Source organism: Ruegeria sp. BG9 (assembly GCF_056538305.1).
The window spans coordinates 265635-291642 of sequence record NZ_JBQFSY010000002.1; the positions used below are offsets into that span (position 1 = coordinate 265635).

The 26008-nt window shown below is 59.4% G+C and carries 31 protein-coding genes; 20 read left to right on the plus strand and 11 right to left on the minus strand.

The features are described from left to right. Positions 1-16: 16 nt before the first annotated feature. The 4 genes from ACR0I8_RS04960 to ACR0I8_RS04975 form a co-directional block, all read right to left on the minus strand. Positions 17-715 (minus strand): lytic transglycosylase domain-containing protein, encoded by a 699-nt coding sequence (locus tag ACR0I8_RS04960; protein ID WP_170689409.1) that lies wholly within the window; start codon positions 713-715, stop codon positions 17-19. 73 nt (positions 716-788) lie between these two features. Then, a complete protein-coding gene (locus ACR0I8_RS04965) occupies positions 789-1217 on the minus strand; it encodes an Lrp/AsnC family transcriptional regulator (protein WP_170379949.1) in 429 nt (142 codons plus the stop codon). Positions 1218-1266: 49 nt separating this feature from the next. Further along, complete coding sequence (locus ACR0I8_RS04970; RefSeq protein WP_170689408.1) at positions 1267-2481, minus strand: MFS transporter; 1215 nt, start codon at positions 2479-2481, stop codon at positions 1267-1269. 3 nt (positions 2482-2484) lie between these two features. Then, on the minus strand, positions 2485-2739 hold the full coding sequence (locus ACR0I8_RS04975) for a metal-sensing transcriptional repressor (protein WP_170379951.1): 255 nt from the start codon (positions 2737-2739) through the stop codon (positions 2485-2487). Positions 2740-2872: 133 nt separating this feature from the next. Between ACR0I8_RS04975 and ACR0I8_RS04980 the strand changes: the two genes are divergently transcribed. From ACR0I8_RS04980 to ACR0I8_RS05010, 7 genes are all read left to right on the plus strand, one after another. Next, positions 2873-3487, plus strand: coding sequence for a ribonuclease D (locus ACR0I8_RS04980; RefSeq protein ID WP_170379952.1), 615 nt, complete (start codon positions 2873-2875; stop codon positions 3485-3487). After that, positions 3484-4446 carry a KpsF/GutQ family sugar-phosphate isomerase gene (locus tag ACR0I8_RS04985; protein ID WP_170379953.1) on the plus strand — a complete coding sequence of 321 codons (963 nt, stop codon included), beginning with the start codon at positions 3484-3486 and terminating at the stop codon, positions 4444-4446. Before ACR0I8_RS04980 ends, ACR0I8_RS04985 begins: the two co-directional genes overlap by 4 nt. A gap of 11 nt (positions 4447-4457) precedes the next feature. Next, positions 4458-5057: an LPS export ABC transporter periplasmic protein LptC gene (locus tag ACR0I8_RS04990; RefSeq protein WP_170379954.1), complete on the plus strand. Its 600-nt coding sequence runs from the start codon at positions 4458-4460 to the stop codon at positions 5055-5057. Between the two features lie 3 nt (positions 5058-5060). Next, positions 5061-5555, plus strand: coding sequence for an LptA/OstA family protein (locus ACR0I8_RS04995; protein WP_480554985.1), 495 nt, complete (start codon positions 5061-5063; stop codon positions 5553-5555). Beyond that, positions 5555-6313, plus strand: coding sequence for an LPS export ABC transporter ATP-binding protein (lptB, locus tag ACR0I8_RS05000; protein ID WP_170379956.1), 759 nt, complete (start codon positions 5555-5557; stop codon positions 6311-6313). Before ACR0I8_RS04995 ends, lptB begins: the two co-directional genes overlap by 1 nt. Before the next feature lie 252 nt (positions 6314-6565). Next, entirely contained in the window at positions 6566-7129 is a 564-nt protein-coding gene (gene hpf / locus ACR0I8_RS05005) for a ribosome hibernation-promoting factor, HPF/YfiA family (protein ID WP_170379957.1), read from the plus strand. A gap of 57 nt (positions 7130-7186) precedes the next feature. After that, complete coding sequence (locus tag ACR0I8_RS05010; protein ID WP_170379958.1) at positions 7187-7651, plus strand: PTS sugar transporter subunit IIA; 465 nt, start codon at positions 7187-7189, stop codon at positions 7649-7651. A 69-nt stretch (positions 7652-7720) separates the two neighbouring features. Here the strand turns inward: ACR0I8_RS05010 and dalA are convergent, their stop codons facing one another. Continuing rightward, positions 7721-8236, minus strand: coding sequence for a divisome-associated lipoprotein DalA (gene dalA, locus ACR0I8_RS05015; RefSeq protein ID WP_170379959.1), 516 nt, complete (start codon positions 8234-8236; stop codon positions 7721-7723). A gap of 169 nt (positions 8237-8405) precedes the next feature. Here dalA and ACR0I8_RS05020 point away from each other — a divergent pair, with 169 nt between their 5' ends. After that, positions 8406-9005, plus strand: a complete 600-nt coding sequence (locus tag ACR0I8_RS05020) for a L,D-transpeptidase (protein WP_170379960.1) — start codon at positions 8406-8408, stop codon at positions 9003-9005. 140 nt (positions 9006-9145) lie between these two features. Next, positions 9146-9328 carry a hypothetical protein gene (locus tag ACR0I8_RS05025; protein WP_170379961.1) on the plus strand — a complete coding sequence of 61 codons (183 nt, stop codon included), beginning with the start codon at positions 9146-9148 and terminating at the stop codon, positions 9326-9328. A 75-nt stretch (positions 9329-9403) separates the two neighbouring features. Here the strand turns inward: ACR0I8_RS05025 and hemH are convergent, their stop codons facing one another. Together hemH and ACR0I8_RS05035 are read right to left on the minus strand one after the other, a co-directional pair. Further along, positions 9404-10453: a ferrochelatase gene (hemH, locus tag ACR0I8_RS05030; protein WP_170689407.1), complete on the minus strand. Its 1050-nt coding sequence runs from the start codon at positions 10451-10453 to the stop codon at positions 9404-9406. A 56-nt stretch (positions 10454-10509) separates the two neighbouring features. Further along, the gene (locus ACR0I8_RS05035; RefSeq protein ID WP_170641876.1) at positions 10510-11340 is read right to left on the minus strand and encodes a methyltransferase domain-containing protein; all 831 of its coding nucleotides are present in this window, start codon (positions 11338-11340) and stop codon (positions 10510-10512) included. On the opposite strand from ACR0I8_RS05035, the gene ACR0I8_RS05040 reads away from it, so the two are divergent. The 4 genes from ACR0I8_RS05040 to ACR0I8_RS05055 are packed head-to-tail and all read left to right on the plus strand — an operon-like array spanning position 11321 to position 13666. Then, on the plus strand, positions 11321-12085 hold the full coding sequence (locus ACR0I8_RS05040) for a double zinc ribbon domain-containing protein (protein WP_480702812.1): 765 nt from the start codon (positions 11321-11323) through the stop codon (positions 12083-12085). The genes ACR0I8_RS05035 and ACR0I8_RS05040 overlap by 20 nt on opposite strands. A gap of 38 nt (positions 12086-12123) precedes the next feature. Beyond that, complete coding sequence (gene grxC / locus ACR0I8_RS05045; protein WP_170379965.1) at positions 12124-12381, plus strand: glutaredoxin 3; 258 nt, start codon at positions 12124-12126, stop codon at positions 12379-12381. Further along, entirely contained in the window at positions 12381-13211 is an 831-nt protein-coding gene (locus ACR0I8_RS05050) for a carbon-nitrogen hydrolase family protein (RefSeq protein ID WP_170689405.1), read from the plus strand. The genes grxC and ACR0I8_RS05050 overlap by 1 nt, the downstream gene beginning before the upstream one ends. A 14-nt stretch (positions 13212-13225) precedes the next feature. Beyond that, positions 13226-13666 (plus strand): MarR family winged helix-turn-helix transcriptional regulator, encoded by a 441-nt coding sequence (locus ACR0I8_RS05055; protein WP_170379967.1) that lies wholly within the window; start codon positions 13226-13228, stop codon positions 13664-13666. A gap of 397 nt (positions 13667-14063) precedes the next feature. On the opposite strand, the gene ubiG is transcribed toward ACR0I8_RS05055, so the two are convergent. After that, a complete protein-coding gene (gene ubiG / locus ACR0I8_RS05060) occupies positions 14064-14810 on the minus strand; it encodes a bifunctional 2-polyprenyl-6-hydroxyphenol methylase/3-demethylubiquinol 3-O-methyltransferase UbiG (RefSeq protein ID WP_170689404.1) in 747 nt (248 codons plus the stop codon). A 49-nt stretch (positions 14811-14859) separates the two neighbouring features. On the opposite strand from ubiG, the gene pip reads away from it, so the two are divergent. The 7 genes from pip (at position 14860) to ACR0I8_RS05095 (ending at position 23167) form a co-directional block, all read left to right on the plus strand. Then, positions 14860-15837, plus strand: a complete 978-nt coding sequence (gene pip / locus ACR0I8_RS05065) for a prolyl aminopeptidase (RefSeq protein WP_170689403.1) — start codon at positions 14860-14862, stop codon at positions 15835-15837. After that, positions 15834-16652 carry an ABC transporter substrate-binding protein gene (locus tag ACR0I8_RS05070; protein WP_170689402.1) on the plus strand — a complete coding sequence of 273 codons (819 nt, stop codon included), beginning with the start codon at positions 15834-15836 and terminating at the stop codon, positions 16650-16652. The genes pip and ACR0I8_RS05070 overlap by 4 nt, the downstream gene beginning before the upstream one ends. A 160-nt stretch (positions 16653-16812) precedes the next feature. Continuing rightward, entirely contained in the window at positions 16813-17403 is a 591-nt protein-coding gene (gene rimP / locus ACR0I8_RS05075; protein ID WP_170689401.1) for a ribosome maturation factor RimP, read from the plus strand. Further along, a complete protein-coding gene (nusA, locus tag ACR0I8_RS05080) occupies positions 17403-19013 on the plus strand; it encodes a transcription termination factor NusA (protein WP_170379972.1) in 1611 nt (536 codons plus the stop codon). The genes rimP and nusA overlap by 1 nt, the downstream gene beginning before the upstream one ends. A gap of 23 nt (positions 19014-19036) precedes the next feature. Next, the gene (locus ACR0I8_RS05085) at positions 19037-19660 is read left to right on the plus strand and encodes an RNA-binding protein (protein WP_170689643.1); all 624 of its coding nucleotides are present in this window, start codon (positions 19037-19039) and stop codon (positions 19658-19660) included. An 8-nt stretch (positions 19661-19668) separates the two neighbouring features. Beyond that, positions 19669-22143: a translation initiation factor IF-2 gene (infB, locus tag ACR0I8_RS05090; protein ID WP_170379973.1), complete on the plus strand. Its 2475-nt coding sequence runs from the start codon at positions 19669-19671 to the stop codon at positions 22141-22143. A 259-nt stretch (positions 22144-22402) separates the two neighbouring features. Beyond that, the gene (locus tag ACR0I8_RS05095) at positions 22403-23167 is read left to right on the plus strand and encodes a caspase family protein (RefSeq protein WP_170689400.1); all 765 of its coding nucleotides are present in this window, start codon (positions 22403-22405) and stop codon (positions 23165-23167) included. A 28-nt stretch (positions 23168-23195) separates the two neighbouring features. Here the strand turns inward: ACR0I8_RS05095 and ACR0I8_RS05100 are convergent, their stop codons facing one another. The 3 genes from ACR0I8_RS05100 to tdh all read right to left on the minus strand — a co-directional run bounded on the left by ACR0I8_RS05100 (position 23196) and on the right by tdh (position 26003). After that, positions 23196-24035, minus strand: a complete 840-nt coding sequence (locus tag ACR0I8_RS05100; RefSeq protein ID WP_170689399.1) for an alpha/beta hydrolase — start codon at positions 24033-24035, stop codon at positions 23196-23198. Then, positions 24035-24910 carry a tryptophan 2,3-dioxygenase gene (locus ACR0I8_RS05105; protein WP_170689398.1) on the minus strand — a complete coding sequence of 292 codons (876 nt, stop codon included), beginning with the start codon at positions 24908-24910 and terminating at the stop codon, positions 24035-24037. Before ACR0I8_RS05105 ends, ACR0I8_RS05100 begins: the two co-directional genes overlap by 1 nt. Before the next feature lie 64 nt (positions 24911-24974). Continuing rightward, a complete protein-coding gene (gene tdh / locus ACR0I8_RS05110; RefSeq protein ID WP_170689641.1) occupies positions 24975-26003 on the minus strand; it encodes an L-threonine 3-dehydrogenase in 1029 nt (342 codons plus the stop codon). Between the last annotated feature and the right edge of the window lie 5 nt (positions 26004-26008).

Consider the following 26008-nt stretch of genomic DNA (forward strand, 5'->3'; position numbering starts at 1 on the left):
TGGGCACGCTGACCTCCTAGTTGAATGCGATAAAGGCGGTGGCCGCACCCGCCGCGGGAACCAGAGACCCCAGAGACCCGCCATTGGATTCAACCCGTTGCGCCGGGATCAGCGGGGCTGCTGCGCCGGTAAAAGGGTCCCGTGACGCGACATGAGTTTGCGGCGGAACGGAGCCGTCCAGCTGCGCCAGAACGGTCTGGAACCGATCGCGATAGGCCTCGGCCAAAGCAGGCGCGCGAGAATGATAGGCCCCGGCGGCTGCGGGCCAGGATCCAAGCTCGGTATAGAGGTCTTTGAGAAACCTTGCGGCGTAGGTGGCGTTCTCCTGCGGGTCGAACATCGCATCAATCGAGCGGAAGGCCTTGCCGTGCCAGCGGTAGTTAATTTGAAAGCACCCGATGTCAAAGCTGCGCTTGCCGGCCTTGAAAATCCGGAAAACATAGGTTTTTGCCTCAACCTCGGAGGTGAACCAATAGCCCTGCCCTTCGACATTGATGGTCCAGGGCCAGGGTTGTAGCCGTCCATCATGGGTGCGCCCCGTCTCGACCCGCGATATAGCGCGCAGGACGTCCAGTGGTACGCCTTCGGACAGTGCCGCGCGGCGTGCGGCCTGATCGCAGATATCACCCGCTCGGGCATCTGGCATGGCACGCCCGGCCTGCGCAATCAGCGCAAGCGTCAGCACAACGATAATCGAGACGAAACGATGGGGCATTCTGCCGGTCCGGGATTCGGGTCATTCCGGGCCAAGCTAGCCAGTCATCGGTTTACAGAGGGTTATCGCCCCATCATTTTCGGTCGATCCGACGCCCGAACACGACGCTGGTATTGGTGCGCAGAACACCGGGGATTTTAGCCAATTCATCGACCAGAATATCCAGATCCTCGATCCGGGGGGCCTCGGCGGACAGCAGCAGGTCAAACTCGCCATTGATCGACAGGCAGCGTTTGACCTCGGGGTAGGCCTCAAGCCGTTTGATGATGCGGGTGGTTTCCTTTTGCTGGACCTCAAGCATCACGATCACCTGCACGCGCGGGGTATCGTCGGTGGCGTGCAATTGAACGGAATAGCCCGCGATCACGCCACGCTCTTCCATGCGCTTGATCCGCTCATGCACGGTAGTGCGAGCTACGCCCAACTTGGCCGCGATATTCGTGGTTGATTCACGGGCATTGTGCTGCAGTGCGGTGATGATGCGGCGGTCGAGCTGATCCATGGGGCCTCCGGCAGGGTCGCTTTGGTTTAGAGCAGAAGCGCCCGGAGGCTCAAGGCTTCTGCGCCGAGGGTGCTTTGTCGGACCGCGGCCAAATGATCAGTGCAGCAGCGATTCCTAAGGCAGAAACGCAGGTTATTGTGGTCATGACCACAGTGGCGCCGAAACGGGTCATCAGCCATCCCGATAGCGGATAGAGGACCAGCCAACAGGCATGGGATAGGGTGAATTGGGCGGCAAATACGGCGGGTCGGTCTTCGGGACGGGCCGAGCGGGTCAAAAGGCGGCCTGAGGGTGTCAGGGTCATTGAATAGCCGAAGCCCACACAGGCCCAGAAGGCCGTGAGCAGCGGTAGGGTGAGTGCTCCGGATGTCATGGCTGCTCCGGCCATGGCCAGCACGCCAAGTGTCGCCCCGGTCAGCATGACCCGGCGGTCCTTGAACCGATCCAGCAGAGAGGGAAGTATGAAGGCCGCGATCATCGAGCCGCCGCCGAATCCGGCCAGAGCTATGGCCACGGCGCTTTCGGACAGGCCCAAATCCGCGCGCACAAGGACCACAGTATTGACGATCACCATAGAGCTCAGCGCCGCTGCAGACCAACTGAGTGCCAGAAGGCCGCGCAAACGTGTTGTCGACAGATAGATGCGGATGCCGCGCGTTGTCCGGTCGTATATTCCGCGTCGCTCTGCGGGTTTGGGCGAGGGCAGAACAACGGACACCACCAGCAGGGCGGAGGCAATAAACCCAGCTCCGGTCCCCCAAAACAGCGTGTCAAAGCTGACAAAGACCAGCAACGCAGCCGCCAGCATGGGGCTGAGCAGGCTTTCCAGATCATAGGCAAGGCGCGACAAGGACAGCGCGCGCGTGTAGTCCTGCTCATCCGTCAGGACATCGGGAATCGTGGCCTGAAACGCGGGGGTGAACCCGGCCGAGGCCGATTGCAGGACGAAAATCAGTACATAGACCTGCCAGACCTCGGACACGAAGGGCAGGCACAGGGCGACCGCAGCCCGTATCAGATCCAGCACCACCAGCATCCTGCGCCGGTCGAGCTGTTCCGCAAACGCCGCCGCCAGTGGGGCGATCCCCACATAGGCGACCATCTTGATGGTCAGAGCCGTGCCCAACACCATCCCTGCAGCCTCGCCCGCCAGATCATAGGCCAGCAGGCCCAACGCGATCGTCGCCAGCCCGGTCCCCGTCAACGCAACGACCTGAGCTGCCAGAAGGTGGCGATAGGTGCGATTTTGCAGGATGCCGAGCATTGGTCAGAGGTACTTTGTGATGGTTTTGAAATCTTCGATGGCCGATCCGTCCTCGGATGTCAGGCAATGGTCGATATGATCGTGGATCAGAACCCGTTTGGCATTGGTGATTGCTTTTTCGACGGCGAACAGTTGCTGGGCAACGTCGGAGCAGGGCGCGTGATCTTCGAGCATGGCAATGACTTTCGCCAGATGCCCATGCGCCCTCTTCAGGCGGGCGGTGATTTGCGGGTGCGATTCATGCGTGTGATTGGTCATGATATATCCATATCCCCCCCATGGGGATAATATCAAGCCCATCCAGCGACAGAATGCCCGGCTACAGGCTCAGCGTTGAGTTTGCCGGATAAACCGCCTATCTCGGGGTCGAGACCGCACAAAGGAAACCTCTGTGGCAAACCACCTGTATAAAAACGACCTGCCCGACGGGCTGGACCTTGGGCCGATCGTGGCCATCGACTGTGAAACCATGGGGCTGAATCCGCATCGGGATCGCTTGTGCGTGATCCAGATGTCCGGCGGCGACGGCGACAGCCATATCGTTCAGGTTGAAAAGGGGCAAACCGAGGCTCCGAACCTTTGCGCGATGCTGGAAGACCCCAACGTGCTGAAACTGTTCCATTTCGGGCGTTTCGATATCGCCGCGATGTACCACGCCTTTGGGGCACTGGCCGCACCGGTCTATTGCACCAAGATCGCCAGCCGCCTTGTGCGCACCTATACCGACCGCCACGGGCTGAAAAACCTTTGTCAGGAGTTGATCGGCGTCGATATCTCGAAGCAGCAGCAAATGAGCGATTGGGGCGCCGAGACCCTGTCTGAGGCCCAACTGGAATACGCGGCTTCGGACGTGTTGTACCTGCACCGCTTGCGGGATGAGCTAAACAAACGGCTGGCCCGCGAAGGTCGGACCGAGATGGCGCAGGCCTGTTTTGACTTCCTGCCGATGCGTGCGAAACTCGACCTCGCAGGCTGGCCCGAAACTGATATTTTTGCGCACTCATGACTGATATCGAAGCATTCCTGAAAACCGCCCGTCAGGTTGTCACCGACGAGGCCCGCGCACTAGACGTGCTGGTCGAAAGCCTGAACGAGGATTTTGCCGAAGCGGTGCAGCTGATCCTGCAGGCCAACGGTCGCATCATCATTAGCGGTATCGGCAAGTCGGGCCATATCGGTCACAAGATCGCGGCCACATTGGCCTCGACTGGCACGCCCGCCTATTTCGTCCACCCAGCCGAGGCGAGCCACGGTGATCTGGGCATGGTGTCCAAGGATGATGTGGTTCTGGCGATCTCGAATTCCGGCGAGGCGCCGGAACTGGTCAACCTTCTGGCCTTTACGCGCCGCTTTGGCATTCCGCTGATCGGCCTGTCCAGCAAGCCGGAAAGCACGCTGATGAAACAGGCTGACGTGCATCTGCTGATCCCGTCCATGGGTGAGGCCTGCGGGTTCGGCATGGTGCCCTCGATCTCGACCACGCTGACGTTGGCCATGGGCGATGCGCTGGCGATCGCGCTGATGAAACACCGCGATTTCAAGCCCGAGGACTTCCGCGCCTTCCACCCCGGCGGCAAACTCGGCGCGCAGCTGTCCACGGTGCGCGACCTCATGCATGCCGATCTGCCCGTGGTGCGGTCCGGGACTTCCATGAGCGAGGCGCTGCTGGTCATGAGCCAGAAGAGCTTTGGCGTGGTGGGTGTGACAGATGATGCGGATCGCCTTTTGGGCATCGTCACCGATGGCGATTTGCGCCGCAATATGGACGGGCTTTTAAACAAGACCACGGATGAGGTCATGACCCGCGATCCTCTGACCATCGCACCCAACGCCATGGCGGAAGAGGCCGTGGGCATCATGAACGACCGCAAGATCACATCGCTTTTTGTGGTTGATCCTGACGCGGACGGGCAGGCGCAGGGTCTGCTGCATATCCACGATTGCCTGCGCGTCGGTCTGGGTTAGGGAGTGAAACGGTGGATCGCTATTCCCGCATGGTTCAGTTCCTCAAGGTGCTGTTGCCTCTGACGGCGATTGTCTTGCTGTCCACCGTTTTCCTTTTGTCGCGCAGCATCGAGACTGATGTCTCGGTGCCCTTCTCGCAGGAGGATATCGAAGATCGCTTGGCTGGGCAGGTTATTACGCAACCCAACTACCGCGGCACTACCAAAAAAGGCGAAGAGGTCCAGATTGAGTCGACCAGGGTGGTCCAAGGGTCCGAGGGCGAAGAGCCGACGGCATCGCAGTTTCGTGGGCGTTTCGGGATGCTGAACGGCGGTGAGATCAAGTTGGATTCCAACTCGGGCCTGATCCGGCCCGACAAGGGGACGGCGACTTTTGTTGGCGATGTGGTGATTACCACCTCGGACGGCATTCAGGTCACGACCGACCTTTTGAATACATCGCTGGAAGAAATACGTGGCGACACTCCCGGTCAGGTCGATGGCACCGGCGTCATCGGAACATTCTCTGCCGGTCGTATGCAATTTGGCACTGAAAAAAAGGACGGACCGGTCCATATTCTTTTTACAGACGGCGTGAAGTTGGTATATGAGCCAACAAAAGCAGAAAGATAACCTGTGATCTATTTTCGATTTCTCTTTGTTTGCATGGCTCTGTTGATGGGCCCGGTTTCTGCCATCGCACAGGAAGCGCAGGTTGCATTCGGTTCGGTCAAGGCCGACCCCAGCCTGCCGGTCGAGGTGACCTCGGACTCATTGAACGTCAATCAAGAGGATGGATCGGCCGAGTTTCTCGGCAATGTGATCGTGATTCAGGGGGAAATGCGCCTGTCGGCTGAGCGGGTTCTGGTGATCTACAGTCAGGACCGCTCATCCATTGAACGGATGGAAGCGACCGAGAATGTCGTTCTGGTCAGCCCTCCGGATGCCGCCGAAGGGGATCAGGCGGAATACACCATCGACACAGGTGTGATCGTGATGAAGGGCAACGTGCTGCTGACACAGGGGCCCAGCACGATCAGCGGCGACCAGATGGTTGCGAACCTGACCTCGGGCACCGCAACGATGACGGGCCGCGTCAAAACCATTCTTCAGCAGGGTGGCGGAAACTGATGGCTGCCCCAACCTTGTCTGTCGCGGAAGGAAGCGCAGGTCTGCGCATCGAGAAACTGCGCAAATCCTATCGGAAAAAAACTGTGATCCGGGATGTGTCCATGACGCTCGACCGGTCCGAAGTAGTCGCACTGCTGGGTCCGAACGGGTCGGGTAAGACGACGACCTTTTACTCCGTCGCCGGGCTGGTTTTCCCCGAAGCCGGTAAGGTCACGATAGACGGGCAGAATGTCACGACGCTGCCGATGTATCGCCGCGCTCGTCTTGGGATCGGCTATCTTCCGCAGGAGATGTCGATTTTTCGCGGCATGAGCGTCGAGGACAATATCGCCTCGGTTCTGGATATCACCGTCAAGCACGCCCATCGCCGGAAAGAGCGGTTGGAGGAGCTGCTGTCGGATTTCTCGATCGAACACCTGCGCCGTGCGCCCGCGCTTGCCCTGTCCGGTGGTGAGCGGCGCCGGGTAGAGATCGCGCGCTGTCTGGCCGCCGATCCGAAATATCTGCTGCTCGACGAACCCTTTGCGGGCGTTGACCCGATCAGTGTGGGGGATATCAGGCATCTGGTGGCTGATCTGAAGAAGCGTGGGATCGGCGTGTTGATCACCGATCACAACGTACGCGAAACGCTCGAGATCGTGGATCGCGCCTATATCCTGCATGACGGGCAGGTTCTGATGTCAGGTACACCTGACGAGGTCGTTGAGAACGAAAACGTGCGCCGGGTTTATCTGGGCGAAAACTTCCGTATTTCATAGGGTTGGGCGATTTTTCGCCGGACGCTTAGCGGAAATCGCGTATATACACCTCTGTTTTGATTGACTCTTCCGCCGCCTCTTGTCTCAATTGGGGTATGGCATTTATTCGGTTCCAGTCTGGATCTCGATACCCCTTCGCTGAAGGGCTGGGACGGCAGCAACCGATCAAAATGTCGATATCCCCCACCCGATAAAAACAAGCATGTTGCGTGACGCAACGTCAGAATGGGTGTGAATTGTGAAGGAGATCACATGCGTTACCAAATCAGCGGAAAACAGATCGACATCGGTGCGGCCCTGCAGACCCACGTGCAGACCGAACTGGGCGAAGTTGTTGGCAAATATGCCCAGCGCCCGACCGACGCCAATGTCGTCTTTTCCCGTTCGGCGCATGAATATGTATGCGAAACTACAGTACATTTATCTACCGGCCTGACCGCTCAGGCCAAGGCCCACGCAACCGAGATCTATGCAGCGTTCGAGGCATGCTGTGACAAGATGGAAACACAGTTGCGCCGCTACAAGCGCCGCCTGAAGGACCATCACAAGGATCGTTCTGAGCCTGTTGAACTCTTTGGGGCGTCCTCTTATATCCTCGCCTCTGACGAATCGAACACGGCAGATGAACCCGAATCGCTACAGCCCATGATTGTGGCTGAGATGGAAACAAAGATCCCATCGCTCAGCGTTGGTGAGGCCGTAATGCAAATGGAACTTGCCGGAGCGCCGGTGTTAGTGTTCCGGAATGAGAACAAGGATGGGTTGAATGTCGTGTATCGTCGCGATGACGGCAATATCGGCTGGATTGATCCTTAAACAGGCAAGTTGAGAGAGATCGGCCTTAGCACGCAAAGGCCGCTATGGAGCATGATCATGGAGCTTTCGAGCATTCTCAAGCCCGAAGCAGTACGTGTGTTATCTGCCGCGTCTAGCAAGAAGCGGCTGTTTCAGGAAATCGGCGACGTCGCTGCCGGTGCTTTGGACCTGGATACCCAGGTCGTCGTGGATTGCCTGCTGGAGCGCGAAAGCCTCGGCCCCACGGGTGTGGGTCATGGCGTGGCATTGCCACATGCGCGGCTGGGCGGGATCGAGTCGGTCTCGGGCGTTTTTGTGATGCTTGAAAAGCCGATCGACTTTAGTGCAGTTGACCGCCAGCCGGTGGATATCGCCTTTGCGCTGTTTGCGCCCGAAGAGGCGGGTGTGGATCACCTCAAGGCTTTGGCACTGGTGTCGCGCACCCTGCGTGACAGCGCTGTTTGCGCCAAGCTTCGGGCGAACCCCGATCCGGTCAAGCTATACGCGATCCTGACCGAAGCGCAGTCCATGCAAGCCGCTTAAATCCTAGTGAAATTACAAAAAGCCCGCGAAAACCGCGGGCTTTTTTTGTTTTTTGGAAGGGGTGGGGTGTTAGCCTCCGGTTCCCATTTCCAGCGTCCACCAGATCTTACCGCCGTTTTCCTGATGCCAAGCAAAGCCCATCTGGGTGGCCTTTGGGTCCAGGATCACGGAACGGGGGCCGGGTTCCTGCATCCACGCGGCCAGTGTCTCGGTTTCCGTCTCATAGGTTTCCGAGATCGCCTCACCCAGGAATGTCCCGAAATAGCCCACGCGTGCCGCGCGGTCGATCGGGGAAGAGCCATCCGATCCGAAATGCCAGGGGCGATTCTGCCGGGCCATATCCTTGGAATGCGTCGCGGCCGCCGCGTTCAACTGAGAGTTCAGTTGTACGGACTGCAAGCCCTGCGCCTGCCGCAGCGCATTCACCGAATCGAGCATGCGGAACTGCAGCTTCTCGGGGTTGCCACGGATTTTGTAAACTGAGGGCAAGGGGCGACCGTCGGCACCTAGCGCCGTGGTGCTCGTGTCGGTACATGCCGCCAAGGCGACAAGGCAAATCAACAGAAAAGAAAAGATACGCGTCATGATCGACCTGATTATTGTGTCGCTAACGGGCATAACGCGCTAGGCTGTCTTGAGCAAACGCACAATGACCATACCCTGCATGATTATGCCGGTTTGGTTTGCGACTGAAGCATTCTGGCAATAAAATGGGCCAGATTTTCCATTTCGCCATAACGAAGGACCTTTTGTCATGGTCAAAAAGCACATTCCTCTTTCGACCCGCCGGGGGTTTCTGGCCGGAGCCTCGTCTCTGCTGGCCGCGCCTGCGATCGCGCAGTACATCCCGGGCGACCCGCTGCGACCTGCACCTGAACCCGAAGCGCCGGTCCGGCGTAATGTCTCGGGATTCCGCGCTCAGGACTGGCGGCCTTATTTCTCGAACACCAGAAACGGGGCCATTCTGGTCGATACCACGTCACGAGCGCTGCATTATTGGTCAAGTGATCAATCTGTATACAAACTCTACCCCTCTTCGGTTCCGTTGACCGAGGAAATGACCCGTCGCGGGCGCACCAGCGTCATTCGCAAGGTTGAGGGGCCAAGCTGGTCTCCGACGCCGTCGATGAAGAGACGAAACCCCGAATGGCCCGATTACATCCCGCCCGGCCCCGATAACCCATTGGGAACGCACGCTTTGTATCTGGGGTGGAAGTATTACCGCATACACGGCACCCATGACACGCGCAAGATCGGGCGGAAATCTTCGAACGGCTGCATCGGCCTGTTTAATGAAGACATCGCCGAGCTGTTCTCAATGGCGAAGGTTGGCACGCAAGTGTTGCTAATTTGACGACATTTTCGCTCACCGACTCGATTAATCGGCAAGTTGCAATTGCATTCCAACCGCTTTGCTGATTAGAAAAATATCACGAGGTAAGTCTTAGATGTGCGGTTCCGCGGACTGGAGCCGTGCAGATTCTGGAGGTTAATATGAAAAAACTCGTTCTCGCCGCTGCACTGACCGCTGCTGCTTCGACCGCTTATGCCGGTAACCTGGAAGAGCCGGTTGTTGAGGCACCTGTTGTTGTTGAAGAAACCCAGGGCACGTCGCAGGGCATCATCCTGCCGCTGATCCTGCTGGTTGTAGTTGCCGCAGCTGTTGCAGCAAGCTAATTCGACGAGCAATATCCAGAGAAAAGGCGGTGGAGCTTTCCACCGCCTTTTTTCATGTCCAGTTGTCGGGGCTGGTTAGTCCAGCCAGCCGTTCAGATTGTCTTCGATGATCTTGCCCAAAGCGGCGATATGCGAATCATCGTCATTGAGGCAGGGGATATAGGTGAAGTGTTCACCGCCAGCCTCTTCAAAGCTTTCCTTGATCTCTTCGTTGATCTCTTCCAACGTCTCGATGCAATCGGCCGAGAAGGCCGGCGCAATCACGGCGATGTTCTTTTTGCCTTGCTTCGCCAGATCGGCCACGTGGTCGACTGTATAGGGCTTCAACCATTCCTCAGGGCCAAAGCGCGATTGAAAGGTTGAAACCAGCTGATCGTCCGACCAGCCGAGCCGCTCTTTCAGCAATCTTGAGGTCTTGACGCATTGGCAGTGATAGGGATCGCCCTGTTGCAGATAGCGTTCAGGCATCCCGTGGTAGGAACAGACCAGCACATCCGGTTTGGTCTCCGTCTTGGCATAGGCGCGTTCGACAGATTGGGCCAACGCCTCGATATAGGTGGGTTCGTCGTAATAGGCGGGCACCGTGCGGCTGGCAGGTTGCCATGGTTCCTCCATCAGGCAACGGAAGAACTGGTCATTGGCGGTTGCCGTCGTGGCCCCGGCATAGTGCGGATAGAGCGGGAAGAACAGGATACGGTCGCAGCCTTCCGCCACCATGTTCCGGACCTTGGATTTGGTCGACGGATTGCCGTAGCGCATGCAGAAATCGACCATCACCTGATCGCCATAGCGGGCCTGCATCGCATCGCGCAGCTTGGCGGTCTGGTCCTTGGTGATCGTCATCAGCGGGCTTTCACCCTTGTCGTGATTCCAGATCGACTTGTAGGCTTCGCCCGAGCTGAAGGGGCGCTTTGTCAGGATGATCGCCTGCAGAATCGGCTGCCACTTCCACGCCGGGTAGTCGATCACACGGCGGTCTGAGAGGAACTCGTTCAAATAGCGGCGCATTGGCCAATAGCTGTAGTGATCGGGCGTGCCCAAATTGGCCAGCAGGATGCCCACGCGCCCCATTTTAACCTTGGGGTGGTCGGCTGGTGCATGCACGGGGCGTGTGGCGTCAAACATTTGGGTCTTCCTGCATTTTCTAGGTCTGGCCTGAGATAAGGGGAAATGTCCGGTCGTCAATCGGACAGTTTGCCTTCATCGGTACCAAGGGCTTCGGCAAGGCGCATCCGGGCGGATCCGGGGCGCAGCGGTTTGGGTTGGCTGTCGTCGGGCGACCAGCCGGTTAGGCAGATCAGCTCGAACGTGGCGGGCAGGCGGCCTTGAGGCGTCGCGAAGTGTTCTGCGTAGATGCTCTGCGCGCGTTCGAACACCTTGCGGCGGGTCGGGGATTTCAATCGGTTGGTCAGCACGTTGGTCTCGGCCATCGCGCGCAGGTCCTGCATCAGATGGCTCAAGTCTCGATATTCTGCCGTCACAGGCACCGCATCCGCCACTGGCAGCGCCAACCCCGTGCGTTGCAGCAGAGCGCCTAAATCCCGCAGCTCTCCCATCGGAGCGATTCGGGGGCTGAGGCCACCAGTCACCTCAATCTCGGCCTGCCCGAGGGCCGCACGCAGCTGATGCAGGGTCTCTCCGCCCAGACAGACGGTCAGAAGCAACCCGTCCGGGCGTAAGGCGCGGTGACATTGGATCAGCTGGCCGACAGGGTCATTGGCCCAATGCAGGGCCATCGCATGAACCACCAGATCATGCGTGCCGGGCTTAAGCGCCAGCGTTTCCTCATCCGCCACGAGTGTCGCGCTGGGCAGGGCATCCTGCCAGATATGCGCAAACGGGGTCACAATCGCGGGCGCTGTAAAGGTTCTGTTAACCATGCTCAGCCGATCCTGCACCTCGTCGACAGCGGCGCGGTGCAGGAACAGGGCCTCATCCTTAGCCCGCGCGCGGCGGTGGCGCAGGGTGGCTCGGTCGAACAGAGAGGGTGCATTGGACGCAGGCATTTTCATACCCCGCAGGTATCGCATTTGGCCCCGAGTTCAAACAGCGTTGCACCTGATCTATCCCCCGCGATGTATGAGCTGCGGAGAGCTGACCGAATCCGACTTTGGCCTGTGTGCCACATGTTGGCGGGACACGCCGTTCATCGGCGGCACGGTCTGCGAAAGTTGCGGCATGCGCGTCCCCGGAGAACGGGACGGCTTTCGGATCGACTGTGACGATTGCAGAAAAACGCCACGCCCTTGGAAGGACGGGCGCGCGGCGTTGCTGTACAAGGGGCGGGCGAAATCCCTGATCCTGGCGTTGAAACATGGCGACCGCCCCGAGCTGGCCAAACCCGCCGCGCGCTGGATGGCGCAGGCGGGCCGAGAGGTTCTGAGGCCCGACATGTTGATCGCGCCGGTACCGCTGCACTGGTCCCGTCTGGTGAAACGGCGGTATAACCAATCGGCGCTTCTGGCCCAGCATCTCGGGCGCGAGACCGGGTTGGAGGTCTGCCCGGACCTGCTGGTGCGAACGGCGCGCACGCCGGTTCTGGACGGGAAAACGGCTGCCCAACGTGTTGAGGCATTAGATGGGGTCATTGCGCCTCATCCCAAACGGTCTAAGCGTATCGCGGGGCGCGATATCCTGTTGGTGGATGACGTGATGACTTCGGGTGCCACGCTGGCAGCCTGTACGCGGGCATGCCTTGCCGTTGGGGCAAATCATATTTTCGTGTTGGTGCTGGCGCGCGTTGCCAAGGATGCCTAATTCGCACAAGATTGTGTGAAACCCGAAGGGACGGATTTATGAAACCTGTTGAAATCTACACATCGCCTCTGTGCGGCTTCTGCCACGCGGCCAAGCGCCTGCTGAAGCAAAAGGGGGTCGAGTTCAAGGAAATCGATGTGCTGATGCACCCCAAGCGCAAGCCTGAGATGATAAAACGTGCCGGCGGCAAACGCACTGTGCCTCAGATATTCATCGGCCCCGATCACGTGGGCGGCTGTGATGACCTCTATGAGCTCGATCGTCAGGGCAAGCTGGACCGTCTTCTGGCGGCGTGATGAAGACTGCTCTGCTGCAAATCACCTCGTCGGACGATCCGGCTGCGAATCTGCAAATGGTGCGCGCCATGATGGCCGAGGCCGCCGAGCAGGGCGCGCAGTTCATCCTGACCCCCGAGGTCACGAATTGCGTGTCTAACAGCACCACCCGGCAGCGCGAGGTGTTGCAGCATGAGGAAGACGACACCACGCTGGCCGGTTTGCGGGCGCAGGCGGCCGAGCTGGGTGTGTGGCTGCTGATCGGCTCGTTGGGGATCAAGACCCATGATGCGGATGGCCGCTTTGCCAACCGGTGCTTCATGATCGACCACAAAGGTCAGATCGTGGCGCGCTATGACAAAATCCACATGTTCGATGTGCAAGTGACCGAGACCGAGACTTTCCGCGAATCGGCCAATTACCGCCCCGGTGACAAGGCCGTCATCGCCGAGACGGAGTTCGGCAAGATCGGCCTGACCATCTGCTATGATATCCGATTTCCGCATCTGCATGCTGCGCTGGCGCAAGCCGGGGCGCGGATTTTGACGGTTCCGGCGGCGTTTTCGCCTGTCACAGGGGCCGCGCATTGGGAATCGCTATTGCGCGCCCGCGCGATTGAGACCGGCTGCTGGGTTCTGGCCCCCGCGCAAACCGGCACGCATTCCAAAACGCGGGGCAAAACCCGCCACACTCACGGTCACAGCATGGTCGTCGCCCCTTGGGGAGAGGTTCTGATCGACGCAGGGACCGATCCGGGCATTCACTTTTTCGAATTGAATGATAGTTCTGTGTCCGAGGCGCGCCGTCGCGTGCCCTCATTGACCCATGTGCGGGCTTTTGACGGCCCCTGAACCAGAACCGGACCATGACAGACGACACCAATGCCCTTGCGGTCACGCTTTTCAGCGAGATCCTGACCGCCGACCAGCTATTGCGCAACCGGCTGAGCCGGGTGCTGCCCAAGGGCATGGAAATCTCACACTTCTCGGTGCTGAACCATCTGGCCTATGCCGGAGGAGAACGGACGCCCGCGCAACTCGCCAGCACCTTCCATGTGACCCGAGGGGCGATGACCAACACTTTGGCCAAGCTGGAATGGGCCGGGTACATCCACATCCGCCCAGACTGGGACGACGCCCGCCGCAAGATGGTCGCGATCAGCCCCGCTGGCCGCCGCGCGCGCGATCAGGCGATTTCCTCGATTGCCCCGCTGATCAACCGCGTGGTTGGAGAGCTGGGGTTGGAGCGCGTCCGCAGCACGCTGCCCGTATTGAGGGATTTGCGGTTGCAGTTGGAGGGGGAGTAGCGGTGAGAAATGCTACTCTGCACCAGTGATGGATTCTTTAGGGCGCGAGAGGACCTTGCTCAAGTCTGCAGGTTCATATCTTCCGCGAATGGGGCAACCTTTAACTCTCAGAAGAGAATTTACGCCAAAATTCCGTCATAGGAATTCGCACGCTAGGCATATGACCATCGACAAAGGTTTCAACAGCACGATGACAATAGGCGCCTATACCAGCCCGGTTGTCGGAATCGGAGTTCCGGCGTTCTCTTTGATCGCAAGCATGAACACACCAATCGCAATGAGCGCAAAAAATATGCACGCTAAGCCCAACACGCTTCCTACAAGCGGATTTCGATCATAGAGCGGAAGGAACCACCCAATTGTCCAGTTGCTGATCGGTCGCATATTTGTGCTGAATCTACCCTGGTTTCACACTCGCCGTCACATAATTCACACTGAGGTCGCGGTCTGAGATCGACCAGCTCCACAGGATTGGATTGAACACGAACCCCTTGCGGTCAACTGGCTCCAGCCCGGCTTGGCGCAGCAGGTCGAAAAGCTCATCGGGGGTGATGAACTTGTTCCACTCATGTGTGCCGCGTGGCAGCCAGCGCATGACGACCTCGGCTCCGAAGATGGCCATGGCATAGGATTTCGGGTTGCGGTTGATGGTCGAGCAAATCTCGAGCCCGCCGGGTTTCAGCAATTGTTGCGTGGCGGTCAGGTAGCTAAGCGGGTCGGCGACGTGTTCGACCACTTCCATGTTCAGCACCACGTCGAATTGCTCTCCCGCGGCGGCCATGTCCTCGGCGGTGGTGTGGCGGTAGTCGATCTCAAGCCCGGATTGCTCGGCATGGATGCGCGCGACGGGCAGGTTGCCTGCAGCGGCGTCGGCCCCCACGACCTCGGCCCCAAGGCGAGCCATGGGCTCACTCAGTAGCCCTCCGCCGCAGCCGATATCCAGAAGGCGCAGGCCCTCGAACGGCATAGGCGCGGTCAGGTCGCGGTCAAACTCACCCGCAATTTGCTGTGTGATATAGTCCAGTCGGCACGGATTCAGCATGTGCAGAGGTTTGAATTTCCCATGCGGGTCCCACCATTCCGCTGCCATCGCCTCGAATTTAGCGATCTCGGATGGGTCGACCGTGTTCGGATGCGCTTGCATTCCTGTCTCCGTATGCTCTTTTACGTCTTAAGGACTATATAGGGCCATAATGGACAAGTACCCGGACCAAAAGCGCGCAGTGCAATATCTCTACCCGCCGATCGATCCTTTTGATCAGCGGTTGGTCAGTGTGGGCGATGGGCACCAGATTTATATGGAGCAAAGTGGCAATCCCGACGGGGTGCCGGTGGTTGTGCTGCATGGGGGGCCGGGCGGTGGCTGCAGCCCTGCGATGCGGCGGTACTTTGATCCACGTGTCTTCCGGGTGATTCTGTTTGATCAGCGCGGATGCGGGAAATCGCGGCCTCATGCTTCGGTCGAAGACAACACGACGTGGCATCTGGTTGAGGACATCGAGCGGCTGCGGTCGCTGTTGGATATTGACGAATGGACCGTGTTTGGCGGTAGCTGGGGCGCGACTCTGGCGTTGATCTATGCGCAGGCGCATCCGGATCGCGTCAGCCGTCTAGTCCTGCGCGGGGTTTTTCTTGCGACGCAGGCCGAGCTGGATTGGTTCTACGGCGGCGGCGCGGGCAAGTTCTGGCCCGAGCAGTGGGCAAAATTCACCGCCCTGCTGTCCGAGGAAGAGCTGTCGGACACGATTGCGGCCTACAACAAACGCCTATTCTCGGGCGACCGGGCGACCGAAGTCCTATATGGGCGCGCTTGGTCGGCGTGGGAGAACGCCCTGGCGTCGATCCATTCCAACGGATCGACCGGTGAAAGCCCCGGTGAATATGCGCGGGCCTTTGCGCGGCTCGAGAATCACTATTTCACCAACAGTGCCTTTCTACAGAAGGACGGGCAGATTCTGGATCAGATGGTTCGCATCGCGCATATCCCCGGACATATCGTGCAGGGGCGCTATGACATGATCTGCCCGCCTCAGGCGGCGTGGTCGCTGGCCGAGCGCTGGCCCAATGCCGAACTGAAGATGGTTCGGCATGCAGGCCACGCCCTGTCGGAACCTGGAATAAGTGCCGAGCTGGTCCGCATCATGGACCGCGTGGCCGAGGGGGTGGCATGACCCGGATGGACCGCCGTGCCCTGTTTGCCTCGGGTGCCGCCGCAGCGCTGCTGGCGGCCACGGGCGCGTCTTTGGCCGATACTCCGAAGAAAGGTGGCGCGCTGCGGCTGGCAGTTCCGCGCGATGACAGTTTGGAGCAGTTGGCCCGTGGGGCCGTGTTCGACACCCTGACCGAGATTGCACCGGATGGCACATTGCGCGGAGAGTTGGCGATTGGGTGGCAGACCGAAGACAATGCGCGCATCTGGCGATTTGATCTGCGCCAAGACGTCTCGTTCCACAATGGAACGGCGCTGCACGCTGATGATATTGTGGCCGTGCTGGCTGAACTTGGTCAGGCCGAGGCCCTGGCTGCTGATCACGTGCGGCTGGAACTGGCCGAGGCCAATCCCGGTCTTCCCTTCCTGCTGGCCGACAGCCGCTTTGTCGTAGCGCGCGATGGGCAGGCGGTGACGCCTTTACACGCGGCCAACGGGACCGGATGCTACCGGGTCGAGCGGGCCGAGGATGGGCGTCATTTCCTGGGCCGCAAAGTTGCCGGCCATTACAAGGACGGTCAGGCCGGTTGGGCCGATACAGTGGAAATCATCGTGATCCCTGATGCGCGCGTCCGTGCCGAAGCCTTGCGCGACGGGTATGTGGACATTGCCGCCCTGCCCGAAAGGGGCGAACTGAAATCCCAACGGGGGCTGCGCTACTACCCTAGCGAATCGGATATGGCGCTGGCCGTGGCGGCTCAGGTCGGGATGCCGAGGCAGATCGGCAAAGCGACGCTTGACGATGGCCGCATTGCTGAACGGTGGTGGTTGGCGTAAATCCGATCACGAATTGCGCCGGGGGTTGCAGACTCGGGAACTCCTGCGTATATGCAGTTGCAACAGCGGCGCGTTGGACTTCTGGTTCAAGGCTCCACCGGAAAATTCGACGGGCCGCGCGCCCGTTTTTTTGTGCCCGATCGATAGGGTAGAGAACCTGATGACAAACGACCTGATAGCCAAAGCGGCCATTGACCGGCGACTGGCCGAGATCATCACCCCCGTGATCGAGGATCTGGGTTATGAACTCGTCCGCGTCCGTTTGATGAGCGGCAAGCAAACCACGCTGCAGATCATGGCCGACAAGCCCGATGGCGGTATCGAAGTGGATGACTGCGCCGAGATTTCCAACGCAGTCAGCGCCACACTGGATGTCGAGGATCCGATCCTTGACGCCTATACGCTGGAAGTGTCCAGCCCCGGTATCGACCGCCCTCTGACCCGTCTCAAAGACTTTGAGACCTTCGAAGGGTATGAGGCCAAGATCGAAACTGCCGAGCTGATCGACGGTCGCCGCCGCTTTAAGGGTGAATTGGCCGGGATCGAAGGGGATGAGGTTCTGATCAACATCCCCGAAGGGTCTGAAACGATCACCATCGGTCTGCAATTCGACTGGCTGAGCGACGCCAAGCTGGTCCTGACCGACGACCTGATCAAGGAAATGCTGCGCCAGCGCAAGGACGCCGGTGCCCTGAACGAAAACGCTTTCGACGAGATTGAGACCGAAGGGTCCGAAGAGGAGACGAACTGATGGCAATCACCTCAGCCAACCAGCTGGAGCTGCTGCAGACCGCCGAGGCCGTGGCCCGCGAAAAGATGATCGACCCGGGTCTGGTTGTCGAAGCGATGGAGGAATCGCTCGCCCGTGCCGCCAAGAGCCGTTATGGCGCGGAAATGGACATTCGTGTCTCCATCGACCGCAAAACCGGCAAGGCGACCTTTACCCGCGTCCGCACCGTGGTCGAGGAAGAGGAACTGGAAAACTACCAGGCCGAGATGACCGTCGAGCAGGCACGTCAGTACATGGAATCGCCTGAGGTTGGCGACGTGTTCGTTGAAGAGGTTCCGCCGGTTGAAATGGGCCGTATCGCGGCTCAGTCCGCCAAGCAGGTGATCCTGCAGAAGGTCCGCGAAGCCGAGCGTGACCGTCAGTACGAAGAATTCAAGGATCGTGCGGGCACTATCATCAACGGTGCGGTCAAGCGTGAAGAATTCGGCAACGTCATCGTCGATCTGGGCGGTGCCGAGGCCGTTCTGCGCCGCAATGACAAGATCGGCCGCGAAAGCTATCGCCCGAATGACCGTGTGCGTGCTTACATCAAAGAAGTTCGCCGCGAGGTTCGTGGCCACCAGATCTTCCTGTCGCGCACCGCGCCGGAATTCATGGCCGAGCTGTTCAAAATGGAAGTGCCGGAAATCTATGACGGCATCATCGAGGTCAAGGCCGTGGCCCGTGACCCTGGTTCGCGCGCCAAGATCGCTGTGATCTCGTATGACGGCTCGATTGACCCTGTGGGCGCCTGCGTTGGTATGCGCGGTAGCCGTGTGCAGGCCGTTGTGAACGAGCTGCAGGGCGAAAAGATCGACATCATCCCGTGGAACGAAGATCAGCCGACCTTCCTGGTGAATGCGCTGCAGCCCGCCGAGGTCTCCAAGGTTGTTCTGGACGAAGAAGCCGGCAAGATCGAAGTGGTTGTCCCTGAAGAGCAGCTTTCGCTGGCAATTGGCCGCCGTGGTCAGAACGTGCGTCTGGCCAGCCAGCTGACCAATCTGGACATCGACATCATGACCGAAGCCGAGGAATCGGCGCGTCGTCAGAAAGAATTCGAAGCCCGCACCCAGCTGTTCATGGACAGCCTGGATCTGGACGAGTTCTTTGCGCAGCTGCTGGTTTCCGAAGGCTTCACCAACCTCGAAGAGGTTGCCTATGTTGAGCTGGACGAACTGCTTGTCATCGACGGCGTCGACGAAGGCACCGCGCAGGAACTGCAGGCCCGTGCCCGCGATTTCCTTGAGGCGCAGGCCAAAGCCGCATTGGATGCCGCGCGCGCTCTGGGTGCCGAGGACAGCCTTATTGAATTCGAAGGCCTGACACCCCAGATGGTAGAAGCGCTGGCCAAGGATGATGTGAAGACTTTGGAAGACTTCGCAACCTGTGCTGACTGGGAACTGGCCGGTGGCTGGACCACGGTCGATGGTGAGCGTATCAAGGATGACGGTGTGCTTGAGCCGTTCGGCGTAACGCTGGAAGAGGCGCAGGATCTGGTCATGACTGCTCGTATCATGTTGGGCTGGGTTGATCCGGCCGAGCTGGAGCAGGCAGAAGAAGACGTTGATGCCGAAGAGGAGGCCGAGGCCTGATCTCAGGGCCTCGGGTGGCTGAGATGGGTCGCGGTGGCGTCCATAAGGATCGGTCCGAGGGACCTGAGCGCAAGTGCATCGCCACGGGCGAGGTTCAGCCCAAATACGGGCTGATCCGCTTTGTGACGGGGCCGGATGGGCAGGTCTATCCCGATGTCGCGGCGAAATTGCCGGGGCGTGGGGTCTATGTGGCGGCAGATCGCGCAGCCTTGGACAAGGCGGTCAGCAAAAAGCTGTTCTCGCGCGGGTTCAAGGCGCAGGTCTCGGCACAAGCGGACCTGGCTGATGAGGTCGAAAAACAAGTCGCGCGTCGTGTGGTTGAGCTTCTCAGCCTGGCGCGCAAGTCCGGCGATGCGGTCGCCGGATATGAAAAGGTCAAGACGTGGCTGGACCGGGAAGAGGCTCAGGTACTGATTCAGGCCAGCGATGGATCGGGGCGCGGTAAGTCGAAACTCAGCACGCCGCACTTCGGAAAATACATTGGATGGCTCACGGCAGACGAGTTAGGGGCGGCATTTGGGCGCCAAACCGTGATTCATGCGGCGCTGGCCTCTGGCGGACTCGCCAAACGTGTTGTAGAGGAAGCGCAGCGCCTGCGTGGCTTGCGCGAAACGGATGACGGCGGCAGGGGCCGCGCGGAAGGGTAAGAAGCTTTATGAGCGATAATGACGGCAAAAAGACATTGGGTCTTCGTGGCGGGGCACGCCCCGGAAATGTGAAACAGAGTTTCAGCCACGGACGTACCAAGAATGTCGTGGTGGAAACCAAACGCAAACGCGTGGTGGTCCCCAAGCCGGGTGCCGGAAAGCCGGGTGGCGGAGCAACGCCCTCGGGTGATCCGTCGCGCCGTCCTGCCGGGATCTCCGACGCGGAAATGGCCCGCCGGATGAAGGCATTGCAGGCCGCCAAAGCGCGCGAGGTCGAAGAGGCCGCCGCCCGTGAGGCAGCTGAAAAGGCGCGTGAAGAAGAACGCGCCCGTCGCCGTGCGGAACAAGAGGCCAAGGAACGCGAACAGCGTGAGGCCGAAGAGAAAGCCCGCGCCAAGGCCGAAGAGGAAGAGCGCAAGCGACAAGAGGCAGAAGAAGCTGCCAAACGCGCTGCTGCCGCCCCGGCCCCGGAAGAGCCCAAAGCGGCCCGTAGCCCGGCCAGCAAGCCTGCACCTGCGGCTGCTCCGCGCAAGCAGGATCGCGAGCGTGAACAGCGCGGTCGTGGCAAAGGCCGCGACGACAACCGCCGTTCGGGCAAGCTGACACTGGGTCAGGCCACTGGTGGCGAAGGTAACCGCCAACGCTCGATGGCCGCGATGAAGCGCAAGCAAGAGCGTGCGCGTCAGAAAGCTATGGGCGGTTCGGTTGAACGCGAAAAGGTCATCCGTGACGTTCAGCTGCCCGAGGCCATCATGGTCTCAGAGCTCGCCAACCGTATGGCCGAACGTGTGGCTGATGTTGTTAAGTCGCTTATGCAGATGGGCATGATGGTTACTCAGAACCAGACCATCGACGCTGACACTGCGGAACTGATCATCGAAGAGTTTGGCCACAAGGTCACGCGTGTCTCCGATTCGGATGTTGAAGACGTCATCAAAGAAGTCGAAGACAGCGAAGATGATCTGCAGCCTCGTCCGCCGGTCATCACGATCATGGGTCACGTTGACCACGGTAAAACCTCGCTGCTTGATGCAATCCGCGACGCACGCGTTGTGGCAGGTGAGGCCGGTGGCATCACCCAGCACATCGGCGCCTATCAGGTGAAAACCGATGGCGGCACCACACTGACCTTCCTGGATACCCCGGGCCACGCGGCGTTTACCTCGATGCGTTCGCGCGGTGCTCAGGTCACGGATATCGTGGTTCTGGTTGTGGCGGCAGACGACGCCGTGATGCCGCAGACGATCGAGGCGATCAACCACGCCAAAGCGGCCGGAGTGCCGATGATCGTGGCGATCAACAAGGTCGACAAGCCAGATGCAAACCCGGACAAGGTGCGGACCGATCTTCTTCAGCATGAGGTGATCGTCGAGAAAATGTCGGGTGAGGTTCAGGACGTCGAAGTCTCGGCCATCACCGGTCAGGGTCTGGACGAACTGCTGGAAGCCATCGCGCTGCAGGCCGAAATTCTGGAGCTGAAAGCCAACCCCGACCGCGCCGCCCAGGGTGCCGTGATCGAAGCGCAGCTGGATGTGGGTCGTGGCCCCGTGGCCACCGTTCTGGTTCAGAACGGCACGCTGCGCCAAGGCGATATCTTCGTTGTGGGTGAGCAATACGGTAAGGTCCGTGCGCTGATCAACGACAAGGGCGATCGCGTTAAAGAGGCTGGCCCCTCGGTTCCGGTCGAGGTTCTGGGTCTCAACGGTACGCCCGAGGCGGGTGACGTTCTGAACGTGACCGAGACCGAAGCGCAGGCGCGTGAGATTGCTGCCTATCGTGAGCAAGCCGCCAAGGACAAACGCGCCGCCGCTGGTGCCGCGACCACCCTTGAGCAGCTGATGCAGAAGGCCAAGGAAGACGAAAACGTCACCGAGCTGCCGATTCTGATGAAGGCGGACGTACAAGGTTCGGCCGAAGCCATCGTCCAGGCGATGGAGAAGATCGGCAACGACGAAGTGCGCGTGCGCGTTCTGCACTCGGGCGTGGGTGCGATCACCGAGACGGATGTCGGTCTGGCAGAAGCCTCTGGTGCACCGATCTTCGGGTTTAACGTCCGTGCCAACGCATCGGCGCGGAACACTGCGAACCAGAAAGGTGTCGAGATCCGCTATTACTCGGTGATTTATGACCTCGTGGATGACGTGAAAGCCGCCGCTTCCGGCCTGCTGAGTGCAGAAATCCGCGAGAAGTTCATCGGTTACGCCGAGATCCGCGAAGTCTTCAAGGTCACTGGTGTGGGCAAAGTTGCTGGCTGTCTGGTCACCGAAGGCGTTGCCCGCCGCTCCGCAGGCGTCCGTCTGCTGCGCGACAACGTGGTGATCCACGAAGGCACGCTGAAGACGCTGAAGCGCTTCAAGGACGAAGTGGCCGAGGTTCAGTCGGGTCAGGAATGCGGTATGGCGTTCGAGAACTACGACGATATCCGCGCAGGCGACGTGATCGAAATCTTCGAGCGCGAAGAAGTCACCCGCACGCTGGATTAATCCGGTTCTGCAAGTAAGTTTGAAAACAGCGGCTCGACTTGGGCCGCTGTTTTTTTGGCACATCGCGATCTACGTCTATTTTTTGGTTCAACGTGTTCCTCGTTACATTCAAGCTATGCAGGGGGCTGTAACAAGTTCGTATATGGACTTTCGAGGCCCGGTCTTGATTTACTGTTGGTCGGGAATGAACGGACCCGCAGCACTTAAGGGCCAAACGAAGAGACCTGCTTTTCTCGTTCGACAGGATTTGGAGATAGAATTGACGCGTATTTTTTTAGCACTTTGCTTTGTCATTACCCTGATCGCCGGGCCCGCATTGGCGCATGAGCGGTTCGCCCTCGTGATCGGAAACGCTGGGTACACAAGTGTCCCCGCCCTCGACAACCCTGTGAACGACGCGCGCTTGATGAGCGAAGAGCTGCGCGGTGCGGGATTTACGGTCACGACTCTGACGGATGCAAGCCGCGCTGAGATGGAGCAGGAGGTTGAAGCTTTTGCCAGCACCGTGCGTGCAGCGGGGTCCGAGGCCCTTGCAGTGTTCTATTTTGCCGGGCACGGCGTGCGCAGTGATGAGTTCAACTTCCTTCTTCCGCTGGGTGTGAACATTCAGTCCGAGGCCGATATTGCGGACCAGGCTGTCCCGGCCGAGTGGGTTCTGGATCGCATTCACACGCCTCAGGCAGTCAGCGTCATGATTCTGGACGCTTGCCGCGACAATCCTTTTGGTAGTGAAACGGACGGTGCACTGGATGTCGGCGACGGGCTTGCGCGTATGACGGCTCGAACCAACAACCTGATCGCCTATGCCACCGGACCCGGCGACGTCGCTTTGGACGGGACCGGAGCCAACAGCCCCTACACAGCAGCCATTGCGCGTGCGATCGGAACCCGAGGTCTCACCCTTGAGCAGATGTTTGATAAGGTGCGCACGGATGTGATTGGCGAAACGGACGGAGTGCAATCCCCTTGGGCCCGGTCATCCCTGAACATACGGATTGGCATCAAGGACCCGAGTTTGAATTGACAGAGGCCAGCCCCGTGCATCGCGAAGGCTAGGACGTTTCCGACTGCTTTGAAGCTGTGAACGTCCCGGGATGCATGATGATGTCGAAATGCTGCATCCCCTTTTTCAGATCGAAGCTGACAGAGTGTCCGGCCTTTCGCAGGTGCTCGGCGTAGTCGCGGCTTTGGCGGATGAATTCCGGTGTGTCCCTCTCGGCCACGGTCACGTGGTAGCGCGGTCCGGGTAGTGGTACGTGACGTATGGGGGACAGGTCATTGACCTCAACCGGTGTCAGTTGCAGCGGGTCGTTGACCGAGGTCAGGCTGATCGGTTCCAGATCGTAGACCCCGCTGATCAGGATCACATCTCGCACCCGCAACCCGGCGCGGGCCAGAGCGTTCGCAGATTGCGCCATAACCATGCTAGCCAATTGCGCCCCGGCGCTGTGCCCTGACAAAGTTATTCTGCTGCGGTCAAACCCCAGCGACTCAGCCTGCGTCGCCAACCAGAGCAACGCATCACGGCACTCCTCGATCATGTCCGCGATGCGGGCATCAGGGGCCAGAGTGTAGTTCAGTGTCGCAAAAGCCTGACCCGCTTCAATCAGCGCCGGTGCCATCATGGCGGACTCGCGCTGGCTGAGGGCCTGCCAATAGCCGCCATGGATAAAGACATGCAGCGGCGCGCCTGCTCCGGCGGCTGGGAAGTAATCCAGAACCTGTGCCGGGCCTCCGCCATAGGTCAGATTTTCCTGAACCGTCAGAATGGCCCTCGCTTGCGCACTGAGGGCGCTATAGCTTGCAATGTAAGGCGTCAGATCACCGCCGATCATTGATCTCGGCGAATATTCCTGTTCCAGTTCAGCCTGTGAAAACCCGCGATACAGCATCAGTCCCCCGCATAGATCAGTTCTGTGCGCATATCATACAAATCGTGGAAGAAGCGCAATTCCAATGCTTTGCGTAAAAAGCCGACGCCGCTGGAGCCTCCTGTTCCCGGCTGCATCCCGATAACACGTTCAACGGCGGTTGCGTGATCGAACCGCCACCGTTGGAACAGGCATTCCACATCCATCAGCTTCTCTGCCAGCGCATAAAGCTCCCAGTGTTTTTCGGTGTCGCGAAAGACCTGAACCCAGATTTTCACCACCCGAGGATCGCCGGAGTAGGGCTGCGCATAGTCTCTCTCCAGCAGGTCCTGCGGCACGTCGAAGCCTTGGCGGGCCAGCATGTGCAGCACCTCGTCATAGAGAGACGGCTTGGTAAGGGCTGCGTTCAGTATCTCCATTACTTCGGGATCATGGGCGTGAACCTTCAGTGTCGAGGGGTCCTTGTTGCCCAGAATGAACTCAATCTGGCGGTAGCCATAGCTTTGGAACCCGGAGGAACTGCCCAAAGCGTTGCGGAAGGTCATGTAGTCGGCAGGCGTCATGGTCAGCAGAGTTTCCCAGGCCGCGATCAGCTGATGTTGGATGGCTTTGATGCGGTCGAGGTTTTTCATCGCCGGACCAAACTCGTCCTGTTGCAGGAAGCGGCGCACCTCGACCAGTTGGTGGTGCATCAGCTTCAGCCACAACTCGCTGACTTGATGGATGATGATAAACAACATCTCGTCGGGCTGGGCGGGGTCCTGAAATGTCTTCTGCAGGTTCAGCAGGGTCTTGAGTTGCAGAAAATCGCCATAGCTTTTGCGATGGGTTTCGGTGAAATCGGTGACCAGCGAGTCTTCGATCCCGCGTTCCAGATACCTGTCAGTGTCGCTCATTTGCTCCTCCAAACGCCTGAGGTTCCCCGATGTGTAAGGGGTCAGCCCGCGCAGCGCCAGAGGGTCAGGTCCAGTCGAGAACCACCTTGCCGGATTGGCCGGATTTCATAGCGGCAAACCCTTCGGCAAAATCGTCGACTTTCATCTGATGGGTGATCACGCGGCTGACATCCAGGCCGTTTTGCAGCATTGCGATCATCTTGTACCAGGTCTCGAACATCTCACGCCCGTAGACGCCCTTGATGGTGATGGCTTTGAACACGATGCGGGACCAATCGACCGGGGATTTGCCCGGCGGAATACCCAGCAGAGCGATCTTTCCGCCCATCACCAGCGCCTCGACCATCTGGTCCAGCGCGATTTGCGAGCCGGACATTTCCAGCCCCACATCGAAACCTTCCTTTAATCCCAGCTCGGCGATGACATCCTGCAGGTCCTCATTGGAGACGTCGACTGTGCGGACCGTTGGCACCACGTGTTCGGCCAGTTTCAGGCGGTCGGGGTTGATGTCAGTGATGACCACATTGCGGGCGCCGGCATGGCGGGCGACGGCAGCAGCCATGATGCCAATCGGTCCAGCGCCCGTGATCAGCACATCCTCGCCCAGCAGATCAAAGCTGAGCGCGGTGTGAACGGCGTTTCCCAGAGGGTCGAGAATGGCTCCGATTTCGTCTGGCACGTCGTCGGGCAGTGGGACGACGTTGAAGGCTGGTAGTTTAAGATATTGCGCAAACGCGCCTTGTTCGTTGACGCCTATTCCGCGCGTGCCGGGGTCGAGGTGGAACTTGCCCGCGCGGCTCTGACGGCTGTCCGTTCCGATCAGATGGCCCTCGCCCGAGCAGCGCTGCCCGATCTCAAGCCCGGTTACATTGCGGCCGATCTCAACGATCTCACCCGCGAATTCATGGCCGGTGATCATCGGAACGGGCACGGTTGCCGCCGCCCAGTCGTCCCAGTTCCAGATATGAATATCGGTCCCGCAGATGCCGGTCTTGTTGATCCGGATCAGTACCTCATCCGGGCCGATCTCGGGCACCGGTGCTTGGATCATCCACAGGCCTTCCTTGGGTTCGGATTTCTCCAGTGCTTTCATTGTAT

Excerpts from the sequence above, each read along its gene's own strand:
- ACR0I8_RS04960 (WP_170689409.1), bottom strand. The coding sequence starts at position 715 with ATGCCCCATCGTTTCGTCTCGATTATCGTTGTGCTGACGCTTGCGCTG.
- ACR0I8_RS04965 (WP_170379949.1), bottom strand. The coding sequence starts at position 1,217 with ATGGATCAGCTCGACCGCCGCATCATCACCGCACTGCAGCACAATGCC.
- ACR0I8_RS04970 (WP_170689408.1), bottom strand. The coding sequence starts at position 2,481 with ATGCTCGGCATCCTGCAAAATCGCACCTATCGCCACCTTCTGGCAGCT.
- ACR0I8_RS04975 (WP_170379951.1), bottom strand. The coding sequence starts at position 2,739 with ATGACCAATCACACGCATGAATCGCACCCGCAAATCACCGCCCGCCTG.
- ACR0I8_RS04985 (WP_170379953.1), top strand. The coding sequence starts at position 3,484 with ATGACTGATATCGAAGCATTCCTGAAAACCGCCCGTCAGGTTGTCACC.
- lptB (WP_170379956.1), top strand. The coding sequence starts at position 5,555 with ATGGCTGCCCCAACCTTGTCTGTCGCGGAAGGAAGCGCAGGTCTGCGC.
- hpf (WP_170379957.1), top strand. The coding sequence starts at position 6,566 with ATGCGTTACCAAATCAGCGGAAAACAGATCGACATCGGTGCGGCCCTG.
- ACR0I8_RS05010 (WP_170379958.1), top strand. The coding sequence starts at position 7,187 with ATGGAGCTTTCGAGCATTCTCAAGCCCGAAGCAGTACGTGTGTTATCT.
- dalA (WP_170379959.1), bottom strand. The coding sequence starts at position 8,236 with ATGACGCGTATCTTTTCTTTTCTGTTGATTTGCCTTGTCGCCTTGGCG.
- ACR0I8_RS05020 (WP_170379960.1), top strand. The coding sequence starts at position 8,406 with ATGGTCAAAAAGCACATTCCTCTTTCGACCCGCCGGGGGTTTCTGGCC.
- ACR0I8_RS05025 (WP_170379961.1), top strand. The coding sequence starts at position 9,146 with ATGAAAAAACTCGTTCTCGCCGCTGCACTGACCGCTGCTGCTTCGACC.
- hemH (WP_170689407.1), bottom strand. The coding sequence starts at position 10,453 with ATGTTTGACGCCACACGCCCCGTGCATGCACCAGCCGACCACCCCAAG.
- ACR0I8_RS05035 (WP_170641876.1), bottom strand. The coding sequence starts at position 11,340 with ATGAAAATGCCTGCGTCCAATGCACCCTCTCTGTTCGACCGAGCCACC.
- grxC (WP_170379965.1), top strand. The coding sequence starts at position 12,124 with ATGAAACCTGTTGAAATCTACACATCGCCTCTGTGCGGCTTCTGCCAC.
- ACR0I8_RS05050 (WP_170689405.1), top strand. The coding sequence starts at position 12,381 with ATGAAGACTGCTCTGCTGCAAATCACCTCGTCGGACGATCCGGCTGCG.
- ACR0I8_RS05055 (WP_170379967.1), top strand. The coding sequence starts at position 13,226 with ATGACAGACGACACCAATGCCCTTGCGGTCACGCTTTTCAGCGAGATC.
- ubiG (WP_170689404.1), bottom strand. The coding sequence starts at position 14,810 with ATGCAAGCGCATCCGAACACGGTCGACCCATCCGAGATCGCTAAATTC.
- pip (WP_170689403.1), top strand. The coding sequence starts at position 14,860 with ATGGACAAGTACCCGGACCAAAAGCGCGCAGTGCAATATCTCTACCCG.
- ACR0I8_RS05070 (WP_170689402.1), top strand. The coding sequence starts at position 15,834 with ATGACCCGGATGGACCGCCGTGCCCTGTTTGCCTCGGGTGCCGCCGCA.
- rimP (WP_170689401.1), top strand. The coding sequence starts at position 16,813 with ATGACAAACGACCTGATAGCCAAAGCGGCCATTGACCGGCGACTGGCC.
- nusA (WP_170379972.1), top strand. The coding sequence starts at position 17,403 with ATGGCAATCACCTCAGCCAACCAGCTGGAGCTGCTGCAGACCGCCGAG.
- ACR0I8_RS05085 (WP_170689643.1), top strand. The coding sequence starts at position 19,037 with ATGGGTCGCGGTGGCGTCCATAAGGATCGGTCCGAGGGACCTGAGCGC.
- infB (WP_170379973.1), top strand. The coding sequence starts at position 19,669 with ATGAGCGATAATGACGGCAAAAAGACATTGGGTCTTCGTGGCGGGGCA.
- ACR0I8_RS05100 (WP_170689399.1), bottom strand. The coding sequence starts at position 24,035 with ATGCTGTATCGCGGGTTTTCACAGGCTGAACTGGAACAGGAATATTCG.
- ACR0I8_RS05105 (WP_170689398.1), bottom strand. The coding sequence starts at position 24,910 with ATGAGCGACACTGACAGGTATCTGGAACGCGGGATCGAAGACTCGCTG.
- tdh (WP_170689641.1), bottom strand. The coding sequence starts at position 26,003 with ATGAAAGCACTGGAGAAATCCGAACCCAAGGAAGGCCTGTGGATGATC.